Source organism: Methylobacterium sp. WCS2018Hpa-22, from assembly GCF_031843785.1.
Classification (GTDB): domain Bacteria; phylum Pseudomonadota; class Alphaproteobacteria; order Rhizobiales; family Beijerinckiaceae; genus Methylobacterium.
Genome location: NZ_JAVTJA010000028.1, coordinates 20,899 through 32,887 on the forward strand (window position 1 = coordinate 20,899; position 11,989 = coordinate 32,887).

Consider the following 11,989-nt stretch of genomic DNA (forward strand, 5'->3'; position numbering starts at 1 on the left):
GCGACCCCGCTCTCAGGCCGGAGCCTTACGGGCGGCGGCGGCGTCGTCGCCCGGCTCGATGACGATCGGCTCCACCGTCTCCGGCATGACCTGTGACCGGCATTCCGCCAGGATCGCATCCGCTCCCTCCTTGCCGATCAGGCCGAGCGAGAGGGCATGCTCGGCCATGATGGTGGTGTCCCCAGCCAGCACCAGGCTGCTGCCGGCCTCGAGGATCGCCTGTGACAGGCGCTCGATCTGCTCGGCCCGGGACGGATCGCGCGAGACGTTGCGGATGTAGACCGCTAGCACGCGACCGGGATTCTCCGAGACGATCTTGGCATAGACTTCCGGGTCGTGCTGGCCGCTATCGCCGATGAGGACGAAGGGCAGGTCGCCGTAGAGCGCCAGCATGTGGCGGATCAGGTCGCGCTTGTGGTCCTCGGCGCGGCGCGGCAGCGGATGGCGCCAGGACAGGCCCCATTCCCGCAGGAACAGCACCGGCCCCGCCGGAATCCCGTGTTGGCGGAAGAACTCGCTCAGCATGTCGTAGATGCCCCAGGGGGCGCGAGAGACGTAGAGCATCGGGTTCGACTGGTCGCCGGTGGCGCCCGCATGCAGCGCCCGGCTCAGAGACGCCGCTCCCGGGAAGGCGACGCGGTCTTCCGCATCGGCCACGAACAGCCGCCACAGCATCTTCAGCTTGTTGGCCACGCCCGTATGCATGATCGTGTCGTCGATATCGCTGATGACGACGAAGCGGCACTTCTCCGGTGGAATGAACACCCGCCCCTGCGCCCGCACCGGCGGATCGGCCGCGAGTTCGAGATCCACGATATGCCAATGGCCCTCGCCGGTGGGCACGTTCGGGGGTTTGAGGCTCACCCGGAAATAGCCGTCGCGGTCGGTCACGGCGGTCGTCTCGGCTCCGCCGAAACGCGCGACGACGGACGCATCGGCGACCTTGCGCCTGCGGATGCGCCGGGCGATGTCACGCAGGTCGGCTGCGATGTCGTCGACCTTGAGGTCCGGGTCGCGGCGCGCCTGCCGGAAGACCCGGCCGATCAGGAAGATTTCCTTGCTCGAGCCGTAGCCCCGATAGGCCTCGATCACTGTCCCGCCCGTCCCCTGCGCCCGGCGCACCGGGCGGGCGACAAGGGCCAGCAGGCGACCGCCCGCCTTGCGCCAGCGCGGCGTCGCCCGTTCGGGGGTCGGAGGGGGTGAGGTCATGAGTCGGCCTGACGCGATACGATCGTGATCGCGGTCAAGCCGTCGTCAGGGCCGAAGGTTGCGCGGGACGGGCCGGATCGAGGGGCGTCACAGCCGCTCGATCTCCGCCAGCAACGTGTCGGAGAGGGTGATCCCCTCCTCGGCGGCGCGGGCGCGGGCAGCGAAGCGGCGGGTTCCGGGCAGCCGCGCGCCGTCCTGTTCCGCCACCGAGCAGGCCATCACGGCGAAGCGTTCCAGCGCATTGCCGGCAAAAGCCGTGGCGTCGATGGCGAGGATGAGTTGGCCGGTGGCGGGAGGCTCGCCCTCGGCATCGAGGAAGGACGTGGCTTCGCTGGCGAACCGCGCTCCGGTGAGGCCGGCTGCGAGAAGCTCCACCATCAGGGCGAGGGCCGTGCCCTTCGCGTCGCCCAACGGCACCATGGTGCCGGCGAGCGCCGCGACGGGGTCCGTGGTCGGGTTGCCCTCGGCATCGAGGGCCCAGCCCTCGGGGATCGTCTCGCCGCGCTGCTTGGCGGTGATGATGTTGCCCCGCGCCACCTTCGACAGGGACAGATCGACGATGATCGGCTCCGCCCCCGGCAACGGGCAGGCGAAGGCGATCGGGTTGGTGCCAAAGACCGGCCGGGTTCCGCCCCAGGGCGCCATGGAGGCGGGGGCGTTGGCGAACAGGATCGCGACGAGGCCCTGCTCGGCCAGGGCCTCCACCGGCCGGCCCGCAGCCCCGCAATGATGCGAACGGCGGATGGCGGCGGCCGCGATCCCCTGTTCGCGGGCGATCTCGGGCAGGAGCGCGATGGCCGTGTCGAGGGCCGGATAGGCGAAGCCGTGGGCCGCATCGATGGCGAGCAGTCCCGGCTTCGGCCGCGCGGTGGTGACGACGGCATCGCCGACGACTTTGCCCGCCCGCACCTGTTCGCCATAGGCGAGGAGCCGCATGAGACCGTGGGTCTTCAGCCCGTCGGCCTCCGCGCCCACCAGGGCCCTGGCGACGCTCTCCGCCTGGATGGGCGCGGTCCCGCAGCGGACCAGGGTGTCCGTGGCGAGGCGATGGGCGGCGTCGAGGCGAAAGATCGGCATGGCGTGGCCTTAAGCCAGCTCTCCGTCACCTGTCGAGAGCGAAGTCCCCTCGCCGCGGGGCATGGCCAAGCCGTAATGGTTTGGATGGCGCAAGAACCATCGGACAAAGACGAGCGATCGCACGTACAAGCTGAGCCGTGGCTCTCGGCTCGCGAGAATCTTGTATTTATCCTCGATCAACGGCGGATGATTATTTTGTGAACCATGCTTGGCGTGGGACGTTGTTGAGCCAAGTCCGGACGACATGAGGAAATATACTATGCAGATCAAGACATTCGCAGTCGCGGCCGCCCTTGCTGTTTCTCTGAGCGGCGCAGCCTTCGCCCAGACTGCTGCTGGTGGTGCCAGCGCCGAGGGCAACATGAACAACCCCGGCAGCGTGAAGAGCAACAGCGAGAAGGGCATGGAGCGCATGGGTGGTGGCGCCAGCACCACCGGTTCCACCGCCGCACCCGGCATGACGCGCGACGTGCCCTCCAATGCGACGCCGGGCGCGCCGGCCGGCTCGAATGGCGGTAACGCCGCCACCGGCAGCGGAGCCGCTCCCAGCGGCAAGTAAAGCCCGGGGGTAAGGTTTCGAGGCGTGGGCCTCCGGAACTGGATAGTCCGATTAGTGGAAGTCGCCCCGTCCGCCGAAAGGCAGGCGGGGCGATCTCATGTGGGGTGACCGGGAATGACCCGGGCAGCCAGTACATCCCTTCAAAAAATATGCGCGCGATTTATCGGTGATTAACCAACTTCGCGCTGAATGGGAGGCATCGAGGTTGATGGTTCCCTAAAACGACATGGCCGGTCGATGTGACCTTCACGGGGCTCTTGCATGAGCTTGGTGAGGTCCTTCGAGGGGCGTGCGGGCAGGGTACGCGTATCCGAGTACAGCCCGCATGATCGACGACGCGTCCACCTATCGCCGCCGTCCCCGCCGTTCCCGGCCACGCAGCCGTGTCCTTCTGAAGACGGCCGTCGTCGCGCTGTTCGTCGCGACGTTTCCCCGGCTGACCGGGTTGGACGCGCCTGTTCCCGCTGCGACGGCACCGCTCGCGAGCCGCCAGATTGTCCCCGAGGCACAGCCCGCCGCTGTCGCCCGCAGTTTCGCGTGGATGCTCGACCCCTCCCCCGCCCTGGGTGTCCGGACGCCGGACTGGCGCGCCTCGGAGCCGATGCAGGTGGCCGGGTTCGAGACGCCGAAGGCCTCCCCCGTCGAGATCGCACCCGGGATCGCGCTTGCCGCCGTGGCGCCGGTCCCAGCGGCACGGCCGCTCCAGCAGACCGCTCGCCTCGTCCAGCCGATGCCCGCGCCGGTTCCGCGCCCCATCGACCTGAAGCCCCTTTCCCGCGAGCCGCGCCTCGCCACGCGCCGTCCGTCCTCGCGGAGTGTCGTCGCGGCCCGGCAGGATGTGGAAGCCGAGCGGTCGTTCTTCGAGACGGTGTTCGGCCGGCGTGATCCCGAGCGCAGCCCCGCTCCCGCCCTCGCCTATGCCTCCGCCGATACGGGCGCCATCGATCTGAGCCAGCGCCGGGCCCTGGATCGCGTGCCCGCGACGGCGGGCGGCGGGACCGCGATCTACGACATCAGCACCAGCACGGTGACCCTGCCGAGCGGGGAGCAGCTGGAAGCCCATTCCGGCCTCGGCCAGCACATGGACAACCCGCGTCTCGTCCATGTCCGCATGCGTGGGGCGACGCCGCCCGGCACCTACGATCTGACCGAGCGCGAGGCCCTGTTCCACGGAGTGCGCGCCATCCGCCTCAACCCCGTGGGCGGCAGCGCCGCCATCCACGGCCGCGACGGCATCCTCGCCCATACCTACATGCTCGGACCGAGCGGCGCGTCCAATGGCTGCGTGGTGTTCAAGGATTACAACCGCTTCCTGCAGGCCTATCTCCGGGGCGACATCCGCCGCCTCGTGGTGGTGGCCGGCTATAAGGGCGATGCACCGGCCTCGCTCACGGCGAAGCTGTTCGGCCGCTGAAGCTTTCGCGGCTCCGGTCAGGCCGCCATCGCCCGGCAGGACTCGGCGCAGCGGCGGCATCCGGCGACACAGGTGTCCATGTCGCCGACCGCCTCGCAACTCGCCGCGCAGGCCTCGCAGATCTCGGCGCAGGCCCGACACGTCTGACGGTGCTCGGCGTCCCCGAGGAGCATCATGTGCGCGGACGTCCGGCATAGTTCCGCGCAGGCCAGCATAAGGCGGACATGCTCCGGCTCGACATGCTTGCCGCCGGCCGGAAGGCAATGCTCCGACACCATGCCGAGGCAAGTCCGGTAGCAGGTCAGGCATTCGTCGATACAGGCCTTCATGTCGTGGGACGTCATCGAGAGCTTCCTCCGTTGAGGTCATGCAAGACAGTGCATCCGGCCGAGGTACCGTCGGGCGATCGTGCCGCCGCTGCTCGTGGCCCAACCCGGATGATCGGAATGCCGATCCGATGTTGTCGATCCGGCGCGGCCTGGACATCAGCGACGACAACGCATTTTCTGGCGCATGGGTTCTGGCTTTGGAGGCCGGATTTAGAGATAACTTATGTTCGTCGCTCGCGTTCTCCGATGTTAATAGCCTGATTTAATCGGCGGCGTTCGCTGAAGTGTAAGCTCAAGCTTGATTGTGCTTGAGATGACGCGCTCGGAACTCTGGAACTCATGGACTCGGGGGGTGTTTCCGATCGGAGCCCTCGCTTCGGGGTTCGACCCCGCTGCCCTGCTGCGCCACGCGCGTCCGGGGCTCGTCCTGACATTCCGGTTTCGAAAGAGCGCAATGAAAGCACTGTGTTGGCACGGCAAGGGTGACATCCGCTGCGATACGGTGCCCGATCCCCGGATCGAGGATTCGCGCGACGTCATCATCAAGGTGACGTCCTGCGCCATCTGCGGCTCGGACCTCCACCTGATGGACGGCCAGATGCCGACCATGGAGAGCGGCGACGTCCTCGGCCATGAATTCATGGGCGAGGTGGTCGAGGTCGGCCAGGGCTTCACCAAGTTCAAGAAGGGCGACCGCATCGTCGTGCCCTTCAACATCAATTGCGGCGAGTGCCGCCAGTGCAAGCTCGGCAACTGGTCGGTCTGTCAGCGCTCGAACCGCAACGCCGAGATGGCGGCCGCGCAGTTCGGCTACACCACCGCCGGCCTGTTCGGCTATTCGCACCTCACCGGAGGCTATGCCGGCGGCCAGGCGGAATATGTGCGCGTGCCCATGGCCGATGTGGGGCCGATGCTGGCGCCGGAAGGCGTCGACGACGAGTCGCTGCTGTTCCTCACCGATATCCTGCCCACCGGATGGCAGGGTGCCGAGCATTGCGAGATCAAGGGCGGCGAGATCATCGCGATCTGGGGTGCCGGCCCGGTGGGGTTGTTCGCGATCCAATCCGCCAAGATCATGGGTGCCGAGCGCATCATCGCCATCGAGACGGTGCCGGAGCGGATCGAACTCGCCCGGAAGTACGGTGCCACCGACATCATCGATTTCATGAAAGAGGATGTGTTCGAGCGGATCAAGGAGATCAGCAAGGGTGAGGGCGCCGACGGCGTGATCGATTGCGTCGGCATGGAAGCCACCGCCGGCCACGGCGTCGCGGGGATCATCAGCACCCTGCAGGAGAAACTGACCTCGACCGAGCGCCCCTACGTCCTCATGGAGGCGATCAAGGCCGTGCGCCCCTGCGGGATCGTCTCGATCCCCGGTGTCTATGGTGGGCCGCTTCCCATCAATATGGGCTCGATCGTGCAGAAGGGGCTGACCCTGAAGAGCGGCCAGACCCATGTGAAACGCTACCTGGAGACGCTGACGAAGCTGATCCAGGAGGGCAAGATCGATATGACCTCGATGATCACCCACCGCTCCACCAATCTCTCGGACGGCCCCGACCTCTACAAGACGTTCCGGGACAAGAAGGACGGGTGCGTGAAGGTGGTCTTCCACCCGAACTGACGGCATTGGCAGGGATATGGCCCGGAACGAGGCCATATCCCGTCATAGGCCTCGGCCTGCATCGCTATCCCCGTGCCAGGGCGTCCTGAAACTCCGCCTCCGGCAGAAGCGCCCCGCCCGTGGTCCAGACCACATGCGTCGCCTGCGCAGGTGCGGCGGCATCGAGATAGGGCCGGATTGCGGCGAACCCAGCCGCCGCCGAGGGTTCGAGCCGCAGGCCCGGATCGGACCAGAGGCGTTTCACCCAGGCGAACAACTCGGCATCGGCGACCGTGACCACCGCCTCGATGAGCGGACCGACCGTGCCGGCCACCAGCATCGAGGCGCCGGCTACCGCCAGCCCATCGGCGGCGGTGCGATTGTCGAGGCCGATCTCGTAGACGCTCACTGGGCGCGACAGGCCGGCGGCGAGTTGCACTAGCATGCAGGGCGAGGCCACCGGTTCCACGAAGATGCAGCGGATGGCGTCGCCGAACAGCAGCTTCAGGCCGAGCGTGACGCCGCCGGGCGCGCCGCCGACGCCGCAGGGGAGATAGACGCAGAGCGGGTGGGCCGCATCGACCCTTATCCCGGCCTCGTCCAGCTGGCGTCGCAGGTCGAAGGCCGCTGCCGCATAGCCGAGGAACAGGTCGACGGAGCTCTCGTCATCGACGAAATGGGCGTCGGCCCGCCCCTCGAAGGCCGAGCGTGCCGCCGCGACCGCGCTGCCGTAATCGCCCCGATGCTCGACCACCTGGGCGCCGATATCCCGCAGGCGCTGCTTCTTCCACGCCTTGGCATCGTGGGACATGTGGACCTCGACCGCGAAGCCCAGCGCCCGCGCCATGACGCCGACGCTGAAGCCGAGATTGCCGGTGCTACCGACCGCGACCGTATGCGCGCCAAACGCGTCGCAGGCTTGCGGATCCGCCAGCCGGGCATAGGAATCGCCCGGCCGCAGCAGGCCCTTCTCGAGCCCGAGCCGCTCGGCATAGACCAGGACCTCGTAGACTCCGCCCCGCGCCTTGATGCAGCCGGTGACCGGCAAATCATGGTCGGCCTTTACCCAGACCGCGCCGCCCGTCGGACCCGTGATGGCCTGCGCCACAGGGTCGGAGAGGGGCAACAGGGGCGAATCGATGCGCCCGGTGTCGAGATCCTCGAAGAGATGGCGCAGGAGCGGATCGAAGCGGCGCCAGCGTGCCTCCGCCGCCTCCACATCGGCCAGGGAGAAAGCTAGGCTCGGCAGGAATTCGGCGGCCGGCCGGAGATGGGGATTGAGCCAGGTGGTGGGCCGCGCCTCCCGCACGCTCGTCGGGATGGTATCGAGCGCCCGGGCGGGCGACGTGTCGGCATTCATGCTCATGCATTCCACTCTGCTGTGATCGCGATGGCGGCGAGAGGTCTTCGCGCAAGCCTCGTCGTCAGAGATCCATCGGCGCATTGTCCACCACCTCCTTCATGACGAAGAAGGTCCGCGTCTGCCGCACCCCCGGCAGCGCGATCAGGGTCTCGCTGTGCAGGCGGTTGAAATCCGCCATGTCGGAGACGCGGATCTTGAGGAAATAGTCGAAATCCCCGGCCACCAGATGGCAATCGAGCATGGTTGGCATCGCCTGGGCGGCTGCCTCGAACGCGGCGAAGCTCTCCGGCGTCGAGCGGTCGAGCACGACGCCGACGATGACGAGGGACCCCCGCCCGACCTTCTCCGGCGCGATCCGCGCATGGACGCCGCGGATGTAGCCCTCGTCGAACAGGCGCTGCGTGCGGCGGTGACAGGTGGCGGCGCTGGTATTCACCCGCTTGGCGATCTCGGCATTGTTCATGCGCCCATCGGCCTGGAGCAGGCGCAGGATCTTGAGATCGATCCGATCGAGCGATGGCGACATGGAAGAACCTTCCGTATTTCCAGCAGGAACGATGGTTCGTACTAAGCTTGACCGGGAAAAACCTGGAATTTCGTGCCACATCTCATCGTCATTCGAGAGCACCTTTCACGGGAGTTTTGCTAGCGTTCGGGTCTCACTGAAGCGAGGACGTTGCCAAGCCATGCTGTCGAAATTCGAGCGCTATCCCCTCACCTTCGGCCCGAGCCCGATCGAGAAGCTGTCGCGTCTCACCGACCATCTCGGCGGCGATGTCGAGATCTACGCCAAGCGCGAGGATTGCAATTCCGGCCTGGCTTATGGCGGTAACAAGCTGCGCAAGCTCGAATACATCGTGCCCGATGCCATCGCGAGCGGAGCCGATACGCTGGTCTCCATCGGCGGCGTGCAATCCAACCACACCCGCATGGTGGCGGCGGTGGCCGCCAAGATCGGGATGAAGTGTCGGCTGATCCAGGAAGCCTGGGTGCCGCACGAGGATGCGGTCTATGACCGGGTCGGCAACATCCTGCTGTCGCGCATCATGGGCGCGGAGACGCAACTCGTGGATGACGGGTTCGACATCGGCATCCGCGAGAGCTGGAAGGCGGCTTTGGAGGATGTGAAGGCCAAGGGCGGCAAGCCCTACGCCATCCCCGCCGGCGCCTCGGTGCACAAGTTCGGCGGCCTCGGCTATGTCGGCTTCGCCGAAGAGGTGCGCGCCCAGGAGGCCGAGATGGGCCTGCGCTTCGACTACATCGTGGTCTGCACCGTCACCGGCTCGACCCATGCCGGCATGGTGGTGGGCTTCGCCGCCGATGGCCGCGCCCGCAACGTCATCGGCATCGACGCCTCCTGTACCCCGGCCCAGACCAAGGCGCAGGTGCTCGACATCGCGCAGAAGACGGCCGCCCTCATCGGTGCCCCCGACATCACCGAGGACGACGTGGTCCTCAACGAGGATTACGCCTACCCGGTCTACGGCGTGCCATCGAAGGAGACGGTGGAGGCGATCCGCCTCTCGGCGCGGCTCGAAGCCATGATCACCGACCCGGTCTACGAGGGGAAGTCGATGCAGGGGATGATCGATCTGACCCGGAAGGGGTTCTTCCCCAAGGGCTCGAAGGTGCTCTACGCCCATCTCGGCGGCGCGCCGGCCCTGAACGGCTACAGCTACACGTTCCGGAACGGCTGATCGGGACGGTTCATGCGCCGCCGGCCTCCGCCGGCGGCAGGGCGGCCACGAGCTGGCGCAGGAACGCCTGCGCCGCATGCGGCAGCTTGCGGTCCCGCATCAGCTGGACCTGAATGCCGCGCCGCAGGCTCGCCTGCGATTGGATCGGGATGCAGACCAGTTCCCCGAGCCGAACCGGCGTCTGCACCGAAAGCGGCGACATCAGCGCGATCCCCCTCGTCCTTCGGACGAAGGGAAGCAGCGCCGTGAGGATGTTGGAGGTCAGCGTCGGCTCGATGACGATGCCTTCCGCCCGGCAAGCCGCGTCGAAGACGAGGCGCGCCGTGGTGTCGAGGGGCGGCATCGCGATCGGGTAGGCCTGGAGTTCGCCGATCCGGATCGACGCCCGGCCGGCGAGCGGATGGTCGGGGGCGGCCAGCGCGACCATCTCCACCACGGCCTCGTAGAACACCGTGACGAGGTTCGTCGGCGCGAGCGCGAAGGTGATGCCGATATCGGCGTCGCCCGCGGCCACGACCTGCGTGACCTGTGCCGGGGGGAGAACCTGGATTTCGAAGCGGATGCCGGGATAGCGCGCATGGAACTCGGCGATGGCGTTCGGCAGCAGGTCGAGGGCGAATCCCTCCGCGGTGGCGACGCGGATGAAGCCCCGCGCCAGCCCGCGCAGTTCCTGGATTTCGGCGGCGACCTGCTCGGCCCGCGCCAGAGTCTGCCGCGCATGCTGGGCCAGCAACTCGCCGGACGGGCTCAGGACCATGCCGCGCGGCCGGCGCTCGAACAGGACGCAATCGAGCTCCGCTTCGAGATTGGCGATCTGGCGGCTGATCGCGGAGGCGGCGACGTTGAGTTGCGCCGACGCCGCCGCGATGGACCCGGTCCTGGCGACGGCGAGGAAGTAGCGCAGGCCCGACATCTGCATAGGCATGTTCCATTGCCGAAACGGCACGGCAACCATCGATAAATTCTACTTGTTGCGATGTGGAATGCACAACACCATGGCACGAGGAAAAAAGCGGCAGTGCAGATCGGCTACGGGCCGCCGAGCAGCCGGTAGCGGAAGGAATGCGGATCATGGCCAGACATGTTCCCGCGGCAGGCGCCGCGCTCGCTCTCCTGCTGGGGACGTTCAGCGTTCCGGCGCTGGCCAGCAAGGCCAACGATACCCTGGTCTATGCCTCGGATACCGAGCCGGAAAACGTGAGCCCGTATCACAACAGCGCCCGCGAGGGCGTCGTGCTCGCCCGCAACGTCTGGGACACCCTGCTCTACCGCGATCCGAAGACCGGCGCGTATCAGCCGATGCTGGCCACCGCCTGGAAATGGGTCGACCCGACCACCCTCGAACTGACCCTGCGCGAGGGCGTGACCTTCCATAACGGCGATGTCTTCGGCCCCGAGGACGTGGCCTTCACCTTTAACTACGTGCTGACGCCCGAGGCGCGCACGGTGACGAAGCAGAATGTGGACTGGATGAAGTCGACGGAGGTGGTGGACGCCAAGACCGTCCGCATCCACCTCAAGACCGCCTTCCCGGCCGCTCTCGAATACCTCGCCGGACCGACCCCGATCTTCCCGGCCGCTTACTTCAAAAAGGTCGGCCTCGACGGTTTTGCCAAGGCCCCCATCGGCACCGGCCCCTATCGCATCACCAGCGTCGAGAACGGGCGCGGGGTGAAGATGGAGCGGAACGACAAATATTGGCCCGGCAGCCCGATCGGCACGCCAAAGATCGGCAAGCTCGAATTCCGTGTCATTCCCGATGCCGACAGCCGCATGGCCGAACTCGTCACCGGCGGCATCGACTGGATCTGGCGCGTGCCGAGCGACCAGGCGGACCAGCTCAAGGCCGCGCCCAACGTCACCGTGCTCAGCGCCGAGACCATGCGAGTCGGCTTCCTGCAATTCGACACGCTCGGCCGCGCGAAGGAAAACTCGCCGCTGAAGGATCCCCGCGTCCGCCAGGCGATCTCCTATGCCATCGACCGCAAGGCGATGGTCGACAACCTCGTCCGCGGCGGCAGCCGCGTCATGAACGCGGCCTGTTTCATCGACCAGTTCGGCTGTACCGACGAGGGCGTGCCGCGCTACGCCTACGATCCGGCCAAGGCCAAGGCGCTCCTGAAGGAGGCCGGCTATCCCGACGGGTTCGAGATCGATCTCGGCGCCTATCGTGAGCGCGACTACGCCGAGGCCGTCATCGGGTATCTCCGCGCCGTCGGCATCACCGCCCGGCTCAACTACCTGCGCTACGCGGCGCTGCGCGACATGATCCGGAGCGGCAAGGTCTCCATCGCCTTCCAGACCTGGGGCTCGTTCTCGGTCCTCGACGTCTCGGCCTTCACCGGCGTCTACCTCAAGGGCGGTGACGAGGACCTGACCAAGGATCCCGAGACCATCGCGGCGCTCCAGGCCGGCGACGGCGCCACCGATCCGGCTGCGCGCAAGGTGAAATACGCCGAGGCGCTCAAGCGCATCGCGGCCCAGGCCTACATCCTGCCGCTGTTCTCCTACTCGACCAACTACGCCTTCACCTCGGACCTCACCTTCACGGCGCAGCCCGACGAGCTGCCGCGCTTCTACGCGGCGAGCTGGAAGTAAGGGTCGCATCCGAGGCGCGAAGCGCGGCTCATGGAAGGCGTACCCGTTCACTCATCGCGGATGCAGCCCGCGCCGTCCCCTCTCCCCTTTGCGGGAGAGGGTGGCCCGCGAAGCGGGTCGGGGGGGGGGGGGGGGGG

The 11,989-nt window shown here is 67.2% G+C and carries 11 protein-coding genes; 5 read left to right on the forward strand and 6 right to left on the reverse strand.

Going from position 1 to position 11,989, the window contains the following annotated elements; genetic code table 11:
* Positions 1-12: 12 nt before the first annotated feature.
* Together RQI43_RS23795 and RQI43_RS23800 are read right to left on the reverse strand one after the other, a co-directional pair.
* Positions 13-1,209: an App1 family protein gene (locus tag RQI43_RS23795; RefSeq protein ID WP_056427177.1), complete on the reverse strand. Its 1,197-nt coding sequence runs from the start codon at positions 1,207-1,209 to the stop codon at positions 13-15.
* 87 nt (positions 1,210-1,296) lie between these two features.
* On the reverse strand, positions 1,297-2,286 hold the full coding sequence (locus tag RQI43_RS23800; protein ID WP_311276805.1) for an Ldh family oxidoreductase: 990 nt from the start codon (positions 2,284-2,286) through the stop codon (positions 1,297-1,299).
* Between the two features lie 259 nt (positions 2,287-2,545).
* Here RQI43_RS23800 and RQI43_RS23805 point away from each other — a divergent pair, with 259 nt between their 5' ends.
* Together RQI43_RS23805 and RQI43_RS23810 are read left to right on the forward strand one after the other, a co-directional pair.
* Positions 2,546-2,845, forward strand: a complete 300-nt coding sequence (locus RQI43_RS23805) for a hypothetical protein (protein WP_056427171.1) — start codon at positions 2,546-2,548, stop codon at positions 2,843-2,845.
* A 325-nt stretch (positions 2,846-3,170) separates the two neighbouring features.
* The gene (locus tag RQI43_RS23810; protein ID WP_311276806.1) at positions 3,171-4,259 is read left to right on the forward strand and encodes a tlde1 domain-containing protein; all 1,089 of its coding nucleotides are present in this window, start codon (positions 3,171-3,173) and stop codon (positions 4,257-4,259) included.
* A gap of 17 nt (positions 4,260-4,276) precedes the next feature.
* On the opposite strand, the gene RQI43_RS23815 is transcribed toward RQI43_RS23810, so the two are convergent.
* A complete protein-coding gene (locus tag RQI43_RS23815; protein ID WP_056427163.1) occupies positions 4,277-4,603 on the reverse strand; it encodes a four-helix bundle copper-binding protein in 327 nt (108 codons plus the stop codon).
* 439 nt (positions 4,604-5,042) lie between these two features.
* On the opposite strand from RQI43_RS23815, the gene RQI43_RS23820 reads away from it, so the two are divergent.
* Positions 5,043-6,215, forward strand: coding sequence for a zinc-dependent alcohol dehydrogenase (locus RQI43_RS23820; RefSeq protein WP_056427160.1), 1,173 nt, complete (start codon positions 5,043-5,045; stop codon positions 6,213-6,215).
* A gap of 64 nt (positions 6,216-6,279) precedes the next feature.
* Here RQI43_RS23820 and RQI43_RS23825 read toward each other — a convergent pair whose 3' ends face one another.
* Together RQI43_RS23825 and RQI43_RS23830 are read right to left on the reverse strand one after the other, a co-directional pair.
* A complete protein-coding gene (locus tag RQI43_RS23825) occupies positions 6,280-7,560 on the reverse strand; it encodes a D-serine ammonia-lyase (RefSeq protein WP_056427157.1) in 1,281 nt (426 codons plus the stop codon).
* A 58-nt stretch (positions 7,561-7,618) separates the two neighbouring features.
* The gene (locus RQI43_RS23830) at positions 7,619-8,083 is read right to left on the reverse strand and encodes an Lrp/AsnC family transcriptional regulator (RefSeq protein WP_056146793.1); all 465 of its coding nucleotides are present in this window, start codon (positions 8,081-8,083) and stop codon (positions 7,619-7,621) included.
* Between the two features lie 160 nt (positions 8,084-8,243).
* On the opposite strand from RQI43_RS23830, the gene RQI43_RS23835 reads away from it, so the two are divergent.
* The gene (locus RQI43_RS23835; RefSeq protein ID WP_311276807.1) at positions 8,244-9,254 is read left to right on the forward strand and encodes a 1-aminocyclopropane-1-carboxylate deaminase; all 1,011 of its coding nucleotides are present in this window, start codon (positions 8,244-8,246) and stop codon (positions 9,252-9,254) included.
* 10 nt (positions 9,255-9,264) lie between these two features.
* On the opposite strand, the gene RQI43_RS23840 is transcribed toward RQI43_RS23835, so the two are convergent.
* Positions 9,265-10,173 (reverse strand): LysR family transcriptional regulator, encoded by a 909-nt coding sequence (locus RQI43_RS23840; RefSeq protein WP_056427151.1) that lies wholly within the window; start codon positions 10,171-10,173, stop codon positions 9,265-9,267.
* Positions 10,174-10,316: 143 nt separating this feature from the next.
* Here RQI43_RS23840 and RQI43_RS23845 point away from each other — a divergent pair, with 143 nt between their 5' ends.
* Complete coding sequence (locus RQI43_RS23845; RefSeq protein WP_311276808.1) at positions 10,317-11,852, forward strand: ABC transporter substrate-binding protein; 1,536 nt, start codon at positions 10,317-10,319, stop codon at positions 11,850-11,852.
* The last annotated feature ends 137 nt before the right edge of the window (positions 11,853-11,989 follow it).